Source organism: Paraburkholderia dipogonis (genome assembly GCF_046027395.1).
Classification (GTDB): domain Bacteria; phylum Pseudomonadota; class Gammaproteobacteria; order Burkholderiales; family Burkholderiaceae; genus Paraburkholderia; species Paraburkholderia dipogonis_A.
In genome coordinates this window covers 1-15,975 of sequence record NZ_JAQQEG010000082.1, presented here as the reverse complement: position 1 = coordinate 15,975, position 15,975 = coordinate 1, and the positions used below count along the sequence as shown (strand labels likewise).

Sequence of the window (15,975 nt, the reverse complement as noted above, 5' to 3'; positions counted from 1 at the left end):
TCGCGCACCGCAGGCTGGAGCGCGCACATCATCGAGCAGCGCGTCGACAACAAGATCATCCGTCCGAGCGCGAACTACACCGGGCCCGACGATCTGCCGTTCGTGCCGCTCGCGAAGCGCGTTTGAGGCATCTTCATCGCCATCGGGCGCGTGAACGCGTAGCCGCGCGAATGCAAGCGTTTCTCCTCCATTGCGTCTAAAGAGCGCGGCGCAACGAAGTTGGGTCTTGGCTCGCTGAAACCCCGGACCAAGGCCATTTTTTGCGGCGCATTCACGCGGCCGCCTGCAAACCGGACCGGCACGCTGCCGCAAGCTAAACTACACGTACTGCCTGACTGGCCCGCCAGGGAAACGCCATTAAAAAAGGGGCCGCCGATCGTGATCGGCCGCCGCCATCGTCCCCGGATCATTACTGTTTTGTCCCCTACGCCATGAATACTGCAAACCGCAAACGCCTTCCCGGCACCCAGCTCGATTTCTTCGACACGCGCGCCGCGGTCGACGCGATCCAGCCCGGCGCTTACGACAAGCTGCCGTACACGTCGCGCGTGCTGGCCGAAAACCTCGTGCGCCGTTGCGATCCGGTCACGTTGACTGCGTCGCTCAGGCAGATCATCGAACGCAAGCGCGAGCTGGATTTCCCGTGGTTCCCGGCGCGCGTGGTATGCCATGACATTCTCGGCCAGACCGCGCTGGTCGACCTCGCCGGCCTGCGCGACGCGATTGCCGCGCAAGGCGGCGATCCGGCGATGGTCAATCCGGTGGTGCCGACGCAGCTCGTGGTGGACCATTCGCTCGCCGTCGAGTGCGGCGGCTTCGATCCGGATGCGTTCGCGAAGAACCGCGCGATCGAAGACCGCCGCAACGAAGACCGCTTCGACTTCATCAACTGGACCAAACGCGCGTTCAAGAACGTCGACGTGATTCCGCCGGGCAACGGCATCCTGCATCAGATCAACCTGGAGCGCATGAGCCCGGTCGTGCAGGTGAAAGACGGCGTGGCATTTCCCGATACGCTGGTCGGCACCGACTCGCATACGCCGATGGTGGACGCGCTTGGCGTGATCGCGATCGGCGTGGGCGGGCTCGAAGCGGAAAGCGTGATGCTGGGCCGCGCGTCGTATATGCGCCTGCCGGATATCGTCGGCGTGGAACTGACGGGCAAGCCGGCTGAAGGCATCACGGCGACCGACGTCGTGCTCTCGCTGACCGAATTCCTGCGCAAGGAAAAAGTGGTCGGCGCGTACCTCGAGTTCTATGGCGAAGGCACGGCCAAGCTGACGCTCGGCGACCGCGCGACCATCGCCAACATGGCGCCCGAATTCGGCGCCACCGCCGCGATGTTCTCGATCGACGAACAGACCATCAAGTATCTGAAGCTCACCGGCCGCGACGACGAACTCGTCAAACTGGTGGAAACGTACGCGAAGGAAACCGGCCTGTGGGCGGACAGCCTCGTGAATGCCGAGTACGAACGCGTGCTGACGTTCGATCTCTCGACCGTGGTTCGTACGCTGGCTGGCCCGTCCAATCCGCATCGCCGTTTGCCGGTGTCGGAACTGGCGGCGCGCGGCATCAGCGGCAAGGTGGAGAACGAGCCGGGCCTGATGCCGGACGGCGCGGTGATCATCGCCGCGATCACGAGCTGCACGAACACCAACAATCCGCGCAACATGATCGCCGCGGGTTTGCTCGCGCGTAACGCGAACCGCCGTGGCCTGACCCGCAAGCCATGGGCGAAGACCTCGCTCGCGCCTGGCTCGAAGGCGGTCACGCTGTATCTGGAAGAGGCCGGGCTGCTGCCCGAACTGGAGCAACTGGGTTTCGGCGTGGTCGCGTATGCGTGCACGTCGTGCAACGGCATGTCCGGTGCGCTGGATCCGGTGATCCAGAAAGAGATCGTTGAACGCGATCTGTATGCGACCGCCGTGCTGTCGGGTAACCGCAACTTCGACGGCCGTATCCATCCATACGCGAAGCAGGCTTTCCTCGCGTCGCCGCCGCTGGTGGTGGCGTATGCAATCGCGGGCACGATCCGCTTCGACATCGAGAAAGATGTGCTCGGTATCGATGCCGACGGCCATGCCGTCACGCTGAAGGACATCTGGCCGACGGATGCGGAGATCGACGCGATTGTGGCGTCGAGCGTGAAGCCGGAACAATTCCGCAAGGTGTACGAGCCGATGTTCGCCGTGTCCGTCGACACAGGCGAGAAAGCCAATCCGCTCTACGACTGGCGCGAGATGAGCACGTACATTCGACGTCCGCCGTATTGGGAAGGCGCGCTTGCCGGTGAGCGCACGCTCAAGGGCATGCGTCCGCTCGCCGTGCTCGGCGACAACATCACGACCGATCACCTGTCGCCGTCCAACGCGATCCTGGCGGACAGCGCCTCGGGCGAATATCTGGCAAAGATGGGCTTGCCGGAGGAGGACTTCAATTCCTACGCGACGCACCGTGGCGATCACCTGACGGCGCAGCGCGCGACCTTTGCAAATCCGACGCTGAAGAACGAGATGGTGCTCGAAGACGGCAAGGTGAAGGCGGGATCGCTCGCGCGCATCGAGCCAGAAGGCACGGTCGCGCGCATGTGGGAAGCGATCGAAACCTACATGGAGCGCAAGCAGCCGCTGATCGTGATTGCCGGCGCCGACTATGGCCAGGGTTCGTCGCGTGACTGGGCGGCGAAGGGCGTGCGGCTTGCCGGCGCGGAAGCGATCGTCGCCGAAGGGTTCGAGCGCATTCACCGCACGAATCTGGTGGGCATGGGTGTGCTGCCGCTGGAGTTCAAGCCTGGTGTGAACCGGCTCACGCTTGCCATCGACGGCACGGAAACCTTCGACGTGGTCGGCGAGCGCAAGCCGCGCGCGGACCTCACGCTGGTGATTCATCGCAAGAGCGGCGAGCGGGTCGAGGTGCCGGTGACGTGCCGGCTCGATACGGCCGAAGAGGTTTCCATCTACGAAGCCGGCGGTGTGCTGCAACGCTTTGCGCAGGACTTTCTCGAGTCGTCGAAGGCGGCGGCTTGAGGCGGCGAACGTTTTAACGCAGGAACGGGTGTCGTGGCGCGATATGCCATAGCACCCGCCCACATCAGGACACGACTTTCATGGCCCACCAACCTCAGATCAAGATTCCGGCCACCTATATGCGTGGCGGCACCAGCAAAGGCGTGTTCTTCCGCCTGCAAGACTTGCCCGAAGCGGCCCAGGTGCCCGGCGCCGCGCGTGACGCGCTGCTGATGCGCGTGATCGGCAGCCCCGATCCGTACGGCAAGCAGATCGACGGCATGGGCGGCGCGACATCGAGCACCAGCAAGACCGTGATCATCGCCAAAAGCAGCCGGCCCGATCACGACGTGGATTACCTGTTCGGCCAGGTGTCGATCGACAAGGCCTTCATCGATTGGACCGGCAACTGCGGCAATCTCTCCGCCGCCGTCGGTCCGTTCGCGATCAGCGCGGGTCTCGTCGATCCGAGCCGGATTCCGCGCGACGGCGTGGCGACCGTGCGTATCTGGCAGGCGAACATCGGCAAGACGATCATCGGACATGTGCCGATGACCGACGGCGCCGTGCAGGAAACCGGCGACTTCGAACTCGACGGCGTCACGTTTCCGGCCGCGGAAGTGCAGCTCGAGTTCATGGATCCGGCCGCGGAAGAAGAAGGCGCGGGCGGCTCGATGTTCCCGACGGGCAACCTGGTCGACGACCTGGAAGTGCCGGGCGTCGGCACGCTGAAGGCGACGATGATCAACGCGGGCATTCCGACCATCTTCGTCGACGCCGAGTCGATCGGCTACAAGGGCACGGAATTGCAGGACGCCATCAATAGCGATGACAAGGCGCTCGCGATGTTCGAGACGATCCGCGCGCACGGCGCGCTGCGCATGGGGCTGATCAAGCATCTCGACGAGATCGCGACGCGCCAGCATACGCCGAAGGTCGCGTTCGTCGCGAAGCCGGCGGACTACGTGGCGTCGAGCGGCAAGCGCATCGGCGCGGGCGACGTCGATCTGCTGGTGCGGGCGATGTCGATGGGCAAGCTGCATCACGCGATGATGGGCACGGCCGCGGTGGCGATCGGCACCGCGGCGGCGATTTCCGGCACGCTTGTGAATCTCGCGGCGGGCGGCGGCGCAAAGGAGTCGGTGCGCTTCGGCCATCCTTCGGGGACGCTGCGGGTCGGTGCCGAGGCGAGTGAGAACGGCGGCGAGTGGACCGTTACCAAGGCCATCATGAGCCGCAGCGCGCGGGTGCTGATGGAAGGCTGGGTGCGGGTGCCGCAGGAGAGGTGAACAAACGATTCGGCAAGATCGTCGTGACCGTTTGACGAACGGCGCGAAGCCAAACGCGCACGCGATCTTGCGGACGTCCGGCTTCGTCCGGAAAGGACGAAGCCGGGAAAAAACGGGTTTGATGCAACGGCGAAGCCTAAGACATCAGCCCGAAGCTGGCGAGAACGAACCGAAGACCGAAGAAGCAAACAGACGAAAACAGCGGCAGGCCGAAAGCTAGCGACATACACCGCAAGCTGACGACGCTGGCCTTTGGCCATCGATTGAAAAAATAGACAGCCGCGCCGGCCAGTACGCGGCCGACCCCGTTCATTGCCGCACCATCACGATCTCGAGATACTCGCTGGGCAGCACGAGTGTCCCGTCGCCGGAACGGTTGCGGCTTTCCATCAGCGTCATGAGATCGCGTTGGAAGGCCGCTTGCCGTTCGTCGTCCATCGCGGCGAATGCCTTGTTGATCGGGCCGTAGTAATTCCGGAATACCTCGAGCCAATGCGCCGGCGAGCGGTAACGGAACATGAATTCGCGGCTCGTTACGGCGACACTCCGCACATTCCCGTGAAAGAGTTCGTCGAGCCGCGCCCTGGTGCCCCACAGTGCCGGTGACTTGAGGCCAGGCGGCGGAGGCAGGTATTTGCCGATCGTCTTGAACACCTGGCCGATGAAGCTATCGGGCGTCCAGTTCGCGAGGCCAATTTTGCCGCCGGGTTTGCACACGCGCGCCAGCTCGCTTGCCGCCTTCTCCTGATTGGGCGTGAACATGACGCCGAAAGTCGACATGACGACGTCGAAGGAGGCCTCCGCGTAGGGCAGGGCTTCGGCGTCGGCTTCGCGGAACTGCACCGTTGTCAGACCTTCCGCTCGCGCGCGCGCCTGACCCGCGTCCAGCAGCGAGGCCACGTAGTCGGTCGACGTGACATCGCACCAGCGGCGCGCGGCGGCGAGCGTGCCGTTGCCATTGCCGGCCGCGACATCGAGCACGCGGCTGCCGGCGCGCAGATCGAGTGCCTCGCACAGATTTTCTCCGACGATCTGCAGCGTCGTGCCGACGACGGCGTAGTTGCCCGTTTCCCACGCGGCGTGCTGCCGCGCTTTGACGTCAGCGAATTCGGAGGTTTGTGATGAAGAAGAATGGACTTCAGACATGGGATGCTCCTGAGAAAAAGTTGTGCGATGCACGCTAGTTTTATTGCGCCAGGGTTTATGAATTCATGTGGTGCCTTCTTAAAAGAGGTTAAGTATTTGGTTCATTCAAGATTCCTTAACATTGTTGTAAGGGATTCGCATGGATGCTAGTATCAGTGCGGCTGTTGAATCGATGAATGACCAGGCGTCCAGATCTTTTGCGCAGGACGCCGAAGTTCCTGGACCCAATGATGGATGCGCTCTCTGACGTCCTCCGCCTGGTTCGCCTTGGTGGTGCGGTGTATCTAAACGGCGATTTCACTGCACCCTGGTGTTTGTACGGCCAGGCGGACGCAGCGTTGTGCGGCAGTTTCCTTCCGCCAGCCGAACGTATCGTCTCCTACCATCTGATCACCGAGGGAGGCTGCTGGGCTGCGCTCCCGGACGACCCTGAGTCCGCTATTTACGTCGCTGCCGGCGAACTGCTTGTCGTGCCGCAAGGCGAGGCGCATCTGCTCGGCAGTTCGCTCGACATCACGCCCGGACCCACTGGCGAACTGCTCGAGAGTCAGCTGCGCAATGCACCGGGGCAGTTGATGGCGCTTCGCTACGGCGGTGGTGGTGACCGCACGCGTCTGGTGTGCGGCTTTCTCGCGTGCGACGACACGTTGAGCAACCCGGTGCTTTCCGCGCTGCCGCGCATCTTCAAGGTCGACATGCGCAATGACCCGCAGTCCGCGTGGCTCGAATCGTCGTTACGGTTCGCGGCGGCCGAGGCAGCGGAATGGCGCGTGGGCAGCGCGATCGTTCTCGCGCGTCTATCGGAACTGCTTTTCGTGGAGGCGGTGCGGCGTTGCATCGATGCGCTGCCGTCCGATCGGAAGGGTTGGCTGGCGGGCGTGGGGGACCGGTTCGTCGGTCGTGCACTGGCGCTGATGCATGCGCAGCCGGCCCATGGGTGGACGGTCGACGAGCTGGCGCGCAAGGCGGGCTTGTCGCGGTCCGCGCTGGCGCAGCGGTTTACGCAGCTGCTCGGCCAGCCGCCTATGCAGTATCTCGCGCATTGGCGTTTGCAGATCGCCGCGCAGGAGTTGCGTGGCGGGACGAAGTCGCTGGCGGCGGTGGCGGATCAGGTGGGGTATGAGTCGGAGGCGGCGTTCAATCGGGCCTTCAAGCGGGAGTTCGGCATGCCGCCGGCGGGGTGGCGCAGGAGCCGGAGCGAGATGGCCGGTGTTTCTGCTGCTTCTGCCGCTGTGGCGGGAGGCAGCGTGGACGGGGCGTTCGAAGATAGAGGTGCTTAGACGCCACGGCCGTGCGACAAATTGCGCCGGCCTTGTGCAAGCGAAGCGGCATGAAACCGAGATCAGCGTCACTCCCGTAGAAATCTGGCTTTGTCGCCGCGGGGAGTGAGAAGCCCTAAAACGAGCGCCGCGAGTAAAAGCGCCGGCACATCACCGCGAAGATGTCCGCGGTACGGGGCATTCATAAGGGCCTGGACAGCCATGATCCCGCCATGCACCACGCTCGACCACACCGCGAACCAGATGAGGCTGAGATGAGCGAGTGGATTCAAGGCCGCAAAAATCAGGAACACACCCAGCGTTGCGTACATGCCGACAATCATCAGGGGATACTCCGAATGTCCGGTATCCCAGACCCAGCCGTCCGGCCAGACGATCATCAGCGGGTAGAGTCCTATGGACGTGATGCCTGTCAGGACGAGTGCGATGCGCAGGTAATTGAGCCGCTGAGTGTCGGTCATGATCGTCTCCTTCGATTCGCGCTGGGCCCTCACTTCACCCCATGCTTCGCCTGCCAACTCTTCATGAACGCGATCTCGTCATGCTGCGCCTTGATGATGTTTCTGGCCAGCCGCTTCAACGCCGGATCCTTGCCGTACTTCAACTCGACCCGCGCCATTTCGATCGCCCCTTGATGATGCGGAATCATGTGAGCGACAAAGTCCTTGTCGGCGTTGCCCGTGTAGTCGGCGCTCATGTCTTGCATCATTTTGTCGTCGGCGGCCTTGAACGCTTGCGTCGCATCGCCGGAGCCGGCGCCTGCATCCGCTGACTTGGACATGTCCATGCCAGGCATGGCGGCCGGTTGCTGGGCGTGGACGGGCATGGCCGCGAGCGCAAACGCAAAGCCGCTGAACAGGCAAAGAGCACGAAAGGCGCGAAGTTTTCTCATAGTGAATGTCCGTTGGGGGAAAAGGTTGTCCATCAGGCTCTCAGCGACGGATGAAAGCCCGCCGCCTCGATGGCCTCGATGAGTTGTTCGGCCGCCAGCGCCGACGTGACCTTGACGATTTTAACGGGGACATCGACTTCGAGCTTCGCTGCAGGGTCGAGACTCGTGACTGCACGCGTGATGGCGCTGGCGCAACCGCCGCACGACATATCCGGGATGGCAAATTCCATTTCCTACCTCCAATGAGAAATCATGACTCGAGCGTGGACCTTCCCACGGCGGTAAGGTCAAGCAGCTTTTCGTGGTTCGCTGAAATCCGCATCTCCGCACTAAAAACCATCACGTGCGGCATCGTCGCAGCCTTACGATTTTGCAAACCTGCGTGCTAGACTTCATACCCATGTCTTACTGGCGAAAACTCTTCATCGTCGTGCTGCTCGTGCTGAGCCTCCCGGTTCAGTCGTTCGCGGCCGTCTCCATGAAATGCGAGTCCTCGCATTCCGTGGGCGATGCGGCGCCGACGCGCCATGAGGCAGCCGGTGCAATGGCCCGGCATCACGACCATGCCGCGATGATGGCCGAGCAAGGCGACACGCTCGCCAGTGCCCATCTTCAGCATCACAGTTCCGCGGGTGCCGAGCATCATGCGCACGCATGTTCCGCTTGCGCGTCCTGTTGTTTCGGCGGTGCGTTGCCTATCACGCCGCTTGCGACCCTGTCCGCCAACGCGGCTCATTTCTCTGTTCCCCTGCCTCCCGCCGTCCGCGTCGCGTCGTTTCTGACCGGCGGCGTCGAACGGCCTCCCCGCATCTCTCTCGTCTAGTTCTCTCGCAGCCTCCCGCTGCGTTGTTCATTTCGCCATGATGGACGGCTGTGCGTCGTCCGTCATGGCCATACATGACGAGACGATTCATGCGAACGTTCATTGCGGCGCTGCTCGGCGCGACGGCATGTCTGCCGGCGCTCGCGTACGCCACACCCATACTTCCTGACCCGACGGATCCCGCCGCATCCGTGCCTGCGATCGAGGCGCCGTCCATCATGGCCGACTATCGGCCATACCGTGAGCAGCAAGCGCCGAACTGGCCGGCGCTAAATCGCGCGGTGGCGAATCCATCGGGGCACGCTGGAATGAGCCACGGTTCGATGCATTCGAGCAGCGTTGGCGCTAAAGAAAACGGCGACGGTTCCCATCGCGAAGGGGCGGGAAAATGAGGCCGTGCCTGTTTCCAGCCAACCGCGCCATAGCAATTGCCATCGCGGTGACATTCCTTGCCGGTTGCACGACGTTTTCGAAGGACGGCGGCTTCGGCACGGTGTCGACCGTCGCGTCCGAGCGGCTCGGCAAAGACGCCATGCTGATCAGAACCGACGAGGACCGTAGTACCGTCGCCAAACGCATGCAGGAACTGCTTTCCGCGCCGCTCGGCATGGACGACGCCGTCCAGATCGCGCTGCTGAACAACCGCGGCTTGCAGGCCTCGTACAGCGAGCTGGGTATCGCCGAAGCGGACCTCGTTCAGGCGGGACGCTTGCCGAATCCCGGTTTCTCGTTCAGCCGCACGCATGGTGGCGATGACCTGAGTATCAGCCGCACGCTCACGCTCGGCATGTTGCGCGTATTGACGATGCCGTTGACGACGCGCATCGAAAGCCGCCGTTTCGAACAGACCCGCTTGCTGGCCGCAAACGCCATGCTCGAGGTCGCTGCCGATGCGCGGCGCGCCTACATCCGCGCAGTCGCTGCCAGGCAATCGGCCGCGTACGCGGAGCAGGTGAAGGACTCGGCCGAGGCCAGCGCCGAACTCGCATGGCGCATGCAGCAGGCCGGCAACTTCAGCAAGCTCGATTACGCGCGCGAGCAGGCCTTCTACGCGGAAGCCGTCGCGCAAGTGGCAAGAGCGCGGCAGCAGTCGGTGTCCGCGCGAGAAAAGCTCACTCGCGTGATGGGCCTCTGGGGTTCGCAAGCGCAATATGCATTGCCCGAGCGTCTGCCGGATCTGCCTGCCACACGCCCCGAGTTGCACGATCTGGAAACCTTCGCGATGCAAAACAGGCTCGACATCCAGGCCGCGAAACTGCAAACGCAAAGCGTCGCCAGTTCGCTGGAGTTGAGTAAGGCGACGCGCTTCATCAACGTGCTGGACGTCGGTTATCAGAATAATTTCACGACTTCCGACGGGCGGGAGCAGGGCTACGAGATCAGCGTCGAGATTCCCGTTTTCGACTGGGGCAGCGCCAAAGTGGCGCGCGCTGAGGCGATCTACATGCAGTCGGCGAATCGCGTCGCCGAGACCGCGATCAACGCGCGTTCCGAAGTGCGCGAAGCGTATTCGGCCTACGTGTCCGACTACGACCTCGCGAAGCACTATCGCGACGAAGTCGTACCGCTCCGCAAAACCATCTCCGATGAACTGCTGCTTCGCTACAACGGCATGCTCGCGAGCGTGTTCGAACTGCTCGCCGATTCACGCGACCAGATCGGCGCGGTGAATAGCGCTATCGACGCATTGAAGGACTACTGGCTCGCGCAGACCGATTTGCAACAGGCGCTCGGCGGCCGTCTGCCGGTTGCCGCCATCGCGACGCCGCTCGCATCCACGACGCAAGCGAGGTCGTCCACTGAATCCGAAGGTCAATGACATGGTGACACGTCGACACTTTATGAGCGGCTCGGGCGCCGCTTTGCTGGGAGCCGCACTGGTGAGCAAGGCCGGCGCCGCGTCGCTGCCCGAAGCACCCACGATGGCCACGGCCTCGATGCAGCCGCCACGCGCGCCGTCGAATGGCCGGCCGTACACGCCGGTCGCCACGCTCAACGGATGGTCGTTGCCGTGGCGCATGAAGAACGGCTGGAAGGAGTTTCATCTGATCGCCGAACCGGTGGTGCGCGAACTCGCGCCCGGCATGAGCGCGAACCTGTGGGGCTACAACGGCCAGGCGCCAGGGCCGACCATCGAGGCCGTTGAAGGCGACAAGGTGCGCATCTTCGTGACCAACCGGTTGCCAGAGCACACCACGGTCCACTGGCACGGCATGCTGCTGCCCTGTGGCATGGACGGCGTGGGCGGTCTCACGCAGCCGCACATTCCGCCGGGCAAGACCTTCGTCTACGAGTTTCATCTGGAGAAGCACGGCACTTTCATGTATCACCCGCACGCCGACGAGATGGTGCAGATGGCGATGGGCATGATGGGGACGTTCATCGTCCATCCGAAAGATCCGGGCGTGATGCAGGTGGACCGCGACTTCGTGTTCATCATGTCCGCTTACGACATCGACCCCGGCAGCTTCACGCCGCGCGTCAACGAGATGACCGACTTCAACATGTGGACGTGGAATGCGCGCGTGTTTCCGGGCATCGATTCATTGCCGGTGCGCGCGGGCGATCGCGTGCGGATCCGCGTCGGCAATCTGACCATGACCAATCACCCGATTCATCTGCACGGCTACCACTTCGAAGTGGTGGGCACGGACGGCGGCTGGATTCCGCCGTCCGCGCGCTGGCCCGAGGTGACCGCCGATGTTGCGGTCGGGCAGATGCGCGCCATCGAGTTCACCGCGAATCGTCCCGGCGACTGGGCATTCCATTGCCACAAGTCTCATCACACGATGAACGCGATGGGGCATCAGGTCCCGACCATGATCGGCGTGCCGCAGCAAGACCTCGCCAAACGCATCAACCGGCTGGTGCCCGACTACATGGCGATGGGCAGCACGGGCGGCTCGATGGGATCGATGGAGATGCCGCTGCCCGACAACACACTACCGATGATGACCGGCACCGGCCCATTCGGCGCGCTGGAAATGGGCGGCATGTTTACGGTGGTGAAAGTGCGCGAAGGGCTGGGTCGCAACGACTACCGTGATCCGGGCTGGTTCAGGCATCCCAGGGGAACGGTGGCTTATGAGCATACAGGCGAGCTGCCGGGTGGTTGACGTCGGCGGCGGCAGGTTGGCCGTGTGGATCCTATTGAACGTGGGAGAGTGTGAGATGAAGAATGTGTTGGCTTCAATGGTGATGGGTTGCATGGTGATGGTTTCCGCGTCGGCGTTCGCGGCGGGTGAGGCGAGTGAAGCGAGTGAAGCGCAAGCCGCGATGTCGCATGGCGAAGTCAGGAAGGTGGATGCGGCTGTCGGCAAGCTGACCATCAAGCATGATCCCTTGGAAAACCTCGGCATGGATGCGATGACGATGGTGTTCAAGGTAAAGGACCCGGCAATGCTTTCGCAGGTCAAGTCCGGCGACAGGATCGACTTCATCGCCGACGAAGTGGACGGGGCGCTGATGGTGGTGAAGCTGGAGAAGCGAGAGTAATCAGCACATGCGGGTTGTGTGCGTATCGCGTTCTTGCAAAACGTGTCATTCGGATAAACCATTACTATTCGCGGTTTGCGATTTGGATGCCTTTGGCTCGCTGCCCTATCGTCCGACGTTGCATGGCTTCGCTCCCGCCATGCAACCGCCGCAACTCCCGGGGAAGTCTTACCGATCCTTTGTGCGCTAGCTCACTAAGACAAGCGGAACTTACTCAACTGGGGCTTTTGAGATGTTATGCTCGGACGTCGTGAACTTCTTCATGCATAGACGCGCGCGAATTTAAAAATACCTAGATTCCATTAGGAGCCGGGCATGCTAAGAAAGGTAGTCGATCGGGCGAAACAGATCCGACGCAGCGAGGGGTTCAAGCATTCCGTGGCGACACCACGTCGCATTTCACTTCATGCCACGCAGCGATTGAACAGGGGAATCTTCGCCATCGAAATTCAGGAGAACTCTGGTTTTTTCTCCGTGATGCAGATGGTCCTGTTTATTCTGATGTATTGCGACGAGAAGTGTCTGACGCCGTGCATCAGTGCGCGCGGCGGGCTCTACGGAGACTCCGCGGGAACGATCGACTGGTTCTCGTCCTTCTTCGAGTCCGTGAATGGCAAGGCCACGGCGTCGCTCACGCACAAGGTGAGAAAATCGACGGTTCGCGACCTGGTCCAGCTAGGGTTTCGTCAACGCTACGAGACTCAGCTTCAACTGGACAGCGCAAGCGAGCTATTCTTCGCACATTACCGGCCAGCCGGCCACATCGGCGATGAAGTCGATGTGATCTGCCAGAAGCTCGAGATCGGCACGTCCACGCTCGGCGCGCATTTCAGAGGCACGGACAAATCGCTGGAAGCCATCCCAGTTTCGTGGGGCGATTTCTGTCGCCACGTGGAAACGACGCTTGCGGAAAACCCGCACCTCGACAACGTCTTCGTTTCAAGCGACGAACAGGCGTTTCTCGACTTTTTCGTTGCCTGGCCGTTTAGCAAGCCGGTCAAAGTGGCGCCCGCGAAATTGCTCGCGAACGGCAATACGCCGATTCATTTCAGCGGCTATCCGGGGCTCGAAATCGGCCGTGAGGCGCTGGTCTCCAGTCTGTTGTTGTCCCGTTGCGGGTATCTGGTGAAGACGCCGTCGTATCTGTCGGCATGGTCCAGAATATTCAATCCGTCGCTGCCGGTGAAACTCGTGTCGCCGCCGCGGCCGGACGCATTCTGGTTTCCCGACAGCCGTCTCTGGCTCGAACAGGTGGCGCAAGATAAAGCGGCCTGAACGCGCATGCGCTCGGGTCGCCTGAGCGTGTCGCGGTCGTGACATCGGTAGGAAGAATGGCGCGCATATAATGAAAGGCCGCCTGACGGGTTGGCCGGAACGGATCATTCCAGTCTGGCAAGCCGTCAGATACATCGTGACTGCAAAGAGGCCTTCAGCATGTACATTGCCATGAACCGATTCAGAGTGACGCCCGGATCCGAAACCGCCTTCGAACATCTGTGGACCACGCGCGATACGCACCTGAAAGAGGTGCCGGGTTTCGTGGAGTTTCATCTGCTGAAGGGACCACAGAAGGACGATCACGTTCTGTATTCCAGCCATACGATCTGGAAGGACTACGCGTCCTTCGAGGCGTGGACGAAATCCGACGCCTTTCGTGCCGCGCATCGCAACGCTGGCGGCGACAACCGGGTGCTCTATCTTGGACATCCGGAATTCGAAGGCTTCGAAGTCATTCAGACCGTCAAATGAATGCATGATCCTCGCGAGCGCCCGTGTCAGTCACGGACGCCGTGAAGGGACTTCCCGCGTTCGCGATGAGCTTTCAGCGAGCGTTTCGCCCGCGCTAGCCTGCGCGTCCGACGACGCGCTGAGCAAGCTTGCGGTATTCTTTTGCGAGCATTTCGCCGCGACGCGTCACGCGCCGGCGCAACTCACAGAGGAACGAAAACATGAAAGCCGTCAAAATCGGTTCGCCCGCTACCGTCGCCAATCTCCAGGTCGTCGACATCGCCGATCCCGGTCAGCCCGCTGCGGGCCAGATTCGCGTGCGCATCCACGCGAACTCCTTGAACTTTCACGACTACGGCGTGGTGAGCGGCAATCTGCCGGCTGAAGCAGGGCGGATTCCGATGGCGGACGGCGCGGGCGTCGTCGAGGCAGTCGGCGCGGGCGTGTCGGAATTCAAAGCGGGCGATCACGTGGTGTCGTGCTTCTTCCCGTTCTGGGAAAACGGGCCGCCCGCCATCGCCGATTTCAAGACCACACCCGGCGACGGCGTCGACGGCTATGCACGCGAGGCCGTCGTGCTGCCGAGCCACTACTTCACGCATGCGCCGCGCGGCTATAGCCACGCCGAGTCCGCAACGTTGACCACAGCCGGGCTGACCGCATGGCGCGCGCTCGTGGTGGACGGCCAGTTGAGGGCCGGCGGCACGGTGCTCGTGCTCGGCACCGGCGGCGTATCGATTTTCGCCTTGCAGATGGCCAAAGCGATGGGCGCTTCGGTGATTGCCACGTCGTCATCGGACGCGAAGCTTTCCAGACTTCGCGAGCTCGGAGCCGATCACACGATCAACTATCGCGAGAATCCCGAATGGGGCAAGCAGGTCCGCTCGCTGACCGGTGGGCAAGGTGTCGATCATGTGATCGAAGTGGGCGGTCCGGGGACGTTGCCGCAGTCGATCACCGCTTGCCGGATCGGCGGTCATATCGCGCTGATCGGCGTATTGACCGGGCGGGCAGGACCGGTGCCGACCGCGGCGCTGATGGCGCGGCAGCAGCGCTTGCAAGGCTTGATCGTCGGCAGCCGTCAGGATCAGCGCGATATGATCCGGGCGCTCGAAGTGACCGGCATCAAGCCGATGATCGACAGCACGTTCAAACTGGAGAAGCTCGGCGAGGCGTTTTCCCACGAGGAATCCGGCGCTCACTTCGGGAAGATTTGCGTGGAGGTTTAAGCGGTTCGTTTGCGCGAGTGAAAATCGGCTTGCCGGTTTCCCTCGCGCTTTCTATGCCGCTGCCAAGCGGCATGCAAGGGCGTGTTAGCCGTGCCTTCTCAAGCCGGCGAAATTGACGCTGCGCGCTTCGCACGCATTCGCAAAGACTTCGTCGTAGCTCGAGAAAAACACCGTACGCGTCTGCGCCAATGTCTTGAACAGATCAACCAGCACGGCGCGTGCGGCGGCGTCGAGTCCGCCGACGGGTTCATCCGCGATCAACACCTGGGTTTCGCCGAGTACGGCTGCCGTCAGGAAAAACTTCTTGCGCGTACCGAACGACATCTGTTCGAAGCGTTTGTCGAGATGCGGCGTGAGGCCGAAGCGGTCCGCGAGCGCCAGCGTGTCAGCGGTTACAGCGGTGTTTCTCGCCGATGCCACATTGTTCAAATACTCGCGACCGGTCTGATCCGAATAAGGCATGCAGTCTTCGGGCACGTAGGTGAGCACGGATTGCGCGGCGAGCGGTGCACTGCGCAGCGAATGGCCGCCGAGCCACACCTCGCCGGTATCGGACTCGATCGTGCCCGCGAGGATGCCGAGCAATGTCGACTTGCCGCTGCCGGACTCATCGTTTAACGCGACGCATCCTGATGCCGTGTCGTAGTGCAATCCCTGAAAGATGAGGCGTTCGCCGTAGCGCTTGCTGAGGTTTTCGAATCGAAGCATGGATTGGAGCGTGATTCAGGAGAAGACCCGCCGCATCGAGTCGCGCGGCAGGGGTCTTCTACAGGTTGGCGTTGCGCAAGTGTAGCAGCGCGCGCCGTGGCCGCTGTCGCGTCCGAAGCTTCATTCACCGATCCGCATCCAGCAAAAACTCGACCATCCGGTCGCACACGCGGCCGAACATTTGCGTGCCCGTCACAGTCGGGCATCCGCGCGCGCGGGCGGCTTCGATCAACGGCGTGAGCGGCGGCTTCGTCACCACGTCGCCGACGAATGTCGTGGCCGGCAAACTCGACACGTCGATAGGCAACGGGTCGTCCGCGCGCATGCCGCGCGGCGCCGCGGTGGCGCCCCCCGCGGCCGCCGTCGCCTCCCCCGCA

17 protein-coding genes and 1 pseudogene are annotated in these 15,975 nt (G+C 62.5%); 12 read left to right on the top strand and 6 right to left on the bottom strand.

What is annotated here, in order from left to right; genetic code table 11:
- The 3 genes from PQR32_RS41125 to prpF form a co-directional block, all read left to right on the top strand.
- A partial coding sequence (locus PQR32_RS41125) for a citrate/2-methylcitrate synthase (RefSeq protein ID WP_408241329.1) occupies positions 1 to 126 on the top strand: 126 nt, incomplete at its 5' end.
- A 305-nt stretch (positions 127 to 431) separates the two neighbouring features.
- The gene (gene acnD / locus PQR32_RS41120) at positions 432 to 3,029 is read left to right on the top strand and encodes a Fe/S-dependent 2-methylisocitrate dehydratase AcnD (RefSeq protein WP_408241320.1); all 2,598 of its coding nucleotides are present in this window, start codon (positions 432 to 434) and stop codon (positions 3,027 to 3,029) included.
- 80 nt (positions 3,030 to 3,109) lie between these two features.
- A complete protein-coding gene (gene prpF / locus PQR32_RS41115) occupies positions 3,110 to 4,297 on the top strand; it encodes a 2-methylaconitate cis-trans isomerase PrpF (RefSeq protein ID WP_408241317.1) in 1,188 nt (395 codons plus the stop codon).
- Positions 4,298 to 4,606: 309 nt separating this feature from the next.
- Here the strand turns inward: prpF and PQR32_RS41110 are convergent, their stop codons facing one another.
- Complete coding sequence (locus PQR32_RS41110) at positions 4,607 to 5,443, bottom strand: class I SAM-dependent methyltransferase (RefSeq protein ID WP_408241314.1); 837 nt, start codon at positions 5,441 to 5,443, stop codon at positions 4,607 to 4,609.
- Positions 5,444 to 5,673: 230 nt separating this feature from the next.
- Between PQR32_RS41110 and PQR32_RS41105 the strand changes: the two genes are divergently transcribed.
- Positions 5,674 to 6,723 carry an AraC family transcriptional regulator gene (locus PQR32_RS41105; protein ID WP_408241326.1) on the top strand — a complete coding sequence of 350 codons (1,050 nt, stop codon included), beginning with the start codon at positions 5,674 to 5,676 and terminating at the stop codon, positions 6,721 to 6,723.
- Positions 6,724 to 6,791: 68 nt separating this feature from the next.
- Here PQR32_RS41105 and PQR32_RS41100 read toward each other — a convergent pair whose 3' ends face one another.
- The 3 genes from PQR32_RS41100 to PQR32_RS41090 are packed head-to-tail and all read right to left on the bottom strand — an operon-like array spanning position 6,792 to position 7,845.
- The gene (locus PQR32_RS41100) at positions 6,792 to 7,184 is read right to left on the bottom strand and encodes a DUF6632 domain-containing protein (protein ID WP_408241312.1); all 393 of its coding nucleotides are present in this window, start codon (positions 7,182 to 7,184) and stop codon (positions 6,792 to 6,794) included.
- 29 nt (positions 7,185 to 7,213) lie between these two features.
- Entirely contained in the window at positions 7,214 to 7,615 is a 402-nt protein-coding gene (gene copM, locus PQR32_RS41095; protein ID WP_408241309.1) for a CopM family metallochaperone, read from the bottom strand.
- Between the two features lie 32 nt (positions 7,616 to 7,647).
- Entirely contained in the window at positions 7,648 to 7,845 is a 198-nt protein-coding gene (locus tag PQR32_RS41090) for a heavy-metal-associated domain-containing protein (RefSeq protein WP_408241306.1), read from the bottom strand.
- A gap of 152 nt (positions 7,846 to 7,997) precedes the next feature.
- Between PQR32_RS41090 and PQR32_RS41085 the strand changes: the two genes are divergently transcribed.
- From PQR32_RS41085 to PQR32_RS41050, 8 genes are all read left to right on the top strand, one after another.
- Positions 7,998 to 8,438 carry a hypothetical protein gene (locus PQR32_RS41085; protein WP_408241323.1) on the top strand — a complete coding sequence of 147 codons (441 nt, stop codon included), beginning with the start codon at positions 7,998 to 8,000 and terminating at the stop codon, positions 8,436 to 8,438.
- Between the two features lie 89 nt (positions 8,439 to 8,527).
- Positions 8,528 to 8,830, top strand: a complete 303-nt coding sequence (locus PQR32_RS41080; RefSeq protein ID WP_408241303.1) for a hypothetical protein — start codon at positions 8,528 to 8,530, stop codon at positions 8,828 to 8,830.
- Positions 8,827 to 10,257, top strand: coding sequence for a TolC family protein (locus tag PQR32_RS41075; protein WP_408241300.1), 1,431 nt, complete (start codon positions 8,827 to 8,829; stop codon positions 10,255 to 10,257). Before PQR32_RS41080 ends, PQR32_RS41075 begins: the two co-directional genes overlap by 4 nt.
- A 1-nt stretch (position 10,258) precedes the next feature.
- Entirely contained in the window at positions 10,259 to 11,554 is a 1,296-nt protein-coding gene (locus PQR32_RS41070) for a multicopper oxidase family protein (RefSeq protein WP_408241297.1), read from the top strand.
- Positions 11,555 to 11,609: 55 nt separating this feature from the next.
- Positions 11,610 to 11,933 carry a copper-binding protein gene (locus PQR32_RS41065; protein WP_408241294.1) on the top strand — a complete coding sequence of 108 codons (324 nt, stop codon included), beginning with the start codon at positions 11,610 to 11,612 and terminating at the stop codon, positions 11,931 to 11,933.
- 315 nt (positions 11,934 to 12,248) lie between these two features.
- Entirely contained in the window at positions 12,249 to 13,208 is a 960-nt protein-coding gene (locus PQR32_RS41060; protein ID WP_408241291.1) for an O-fucosyltransferase family protein, read from the top strand.
- A gap of 159 nt (positions 13,209 to 13,367) precedes the next feature.
- Positions 13,368 to 13,682 (top strand): heme-degrading protein HmuQ, encoded by a 315-nt coding sequence (hmuQ, locus tag PQR32_RS41055; RefSeq protein WP_408241288.1) that lies wholly within the window; start codon positions 13,368 to 13,370, stop codon positions 13,680 to 13,682.
- A gap of 200 nt (positions 13,683 to 13,882) precedes the next feature.
- The gene (locus tag PQR32_RS41050) at positions 13,883 to 14,890 is read left to right on the top strand and encodes a zinc-dependent alcohol dehydrogenase family protein (RefSeq protein WP_408241285.1); all 1,008 of its coding nucleotides are present in this window, start codon (positions 13,883 to 13,885) and stop codon (positions 14,888 to 14,890) included.
- An 84-nt stretch (positions 14,891 to 14,974) separates the two neighbouring features.
- On the opposite strand, the gene PQR32_RS41045 is transcribed toward PQR32_RS41050, so the two are convergent.
- Positions 14,975 to 15,598: an ABC transporter ATP-binding protein gene (locus PQR32_RS41045; protein WP_408241282.1), complete on the bottom strand. Its 624-nt coding sequence runs from the start codon at positions 15,596 to 15,598 to the stop codon at positions 14,975 to 14,977.
- Between the two features lie 124 nt (positions 15,599 to 15,722).
- A pseudogene (locus PQR32_RS41040) lies at positions 15,723 to 15,975 on the bottom strand (shikimate dehydrogenase); the annotation flags it as partial.

Excerpts from the sequence above, each read along its gene's own strand:
- PQR32_RS41105 (WP_408241326.1), top strand. The coding sequence starts at position 5,674 with ATGGATGCGCTCTCTGACGTCCTCCGCCTGGTTCGCCTTGGTGGTGCG.
- acnD (WP_408241320.1), top strand. The coding sequence starts at position 432 with ATGAATACTGCAAACCGCAAACGCCTTCCCGGCACCCAGCTCGATTTC.
- PQR32_RS41100 (WP_408241312.1), bottom strand. The coding sequence starts at position 7,184 with ATGACCGACACTCAGCGGCTCAATTACCTGCGCATCGCACTCGTCCTG.
- PQR32_RS41045 (WP_408241282.1), bottom strand. The coding sequence starts at position 15,598 with ATGCTTCGATTCGAAAACCTCAGCAAGCGCTACGGCGAACGCCTCATC.
- PQR32_RS41110 (WP_408241314.1), bottom strand. The coding sequence starts at position 5,443 with ATGTCTGAAGTCCATTCTTCTTCATCACAAACCTCCGAATTCGCTGAC.
- PQR32_RS41080 (WP_408241303.1), top strand. The coding sequence starts at position 8,528 with ATGCGAACGTTCATTGCGGCGCTGCTCGGCGCGACGGCATGTCTGCCG.
- PQR32_RS41090 (WP_408241306.1), bottom strand. The coding sequence starts at position 7,845 with ATGGAATTTGCCATCCCGGATATGTCGTGCGGCGGTTGCGCCAGCGCC.
- PQR32_RS41070 (WP_408241297.1), top strand. The coding sequence starts at position 10,259 with ATGGTGACACGTCGACACTTTATGAGCGGCTCGGGCGCCGCTTTGCTG.
- PQR32_RS41050 (WP_408241285.1), top strand. The coding sequence starts at position 13,883 with ATGAAAGCCGTCAAAATCGGTTCGCCCGCTACCGTCGCCAATCTCCAG.
- hmuQ (WP_408241288.1), top strand. The coding sequence starts at position 13,368 with ATGTACATTGCCATGAACCGATTCAGAGTGACGCCCGGATCCGAAACC.
- prpF (WP_408241317.1), top strand. The coding sequence starts at position 3,110 with ATGGCCCACCAACCTCAGATCAAGATTCCGGCCACCTATATGCGTGGC.
- copM (WP_408241309.1), bottom strand. The coding sequence starts at position 7,615 with ATGAGAAAACTTCGCGCCTTTCGTGCTCTTTGCCTGTTCAGCGGCTTT.
- PQR32_RS41075 (WP_408241300.1), top strand. The coding sequence starts at position 8,827 with ATGAGGCCGTGCCTGTTTCCAGCCAACCGCGCCATAGCAATTGCCATC.
- PQR32_RS41060 (WP_408241291.1), top strand. The coding sequence starts at position 12,249 with ATGCTAAGAAAGGTAGTCGATCGGGCGAAACAGATCCGACGCAGCGAG.
- PQR32_RS41065 (WP_408241294.1), top strand. The coding sequence starts at position 11,610 with ATGAAGAATGTGTTGGCTTCAATGGTGATGGGTTGCATGGTGATGGTT.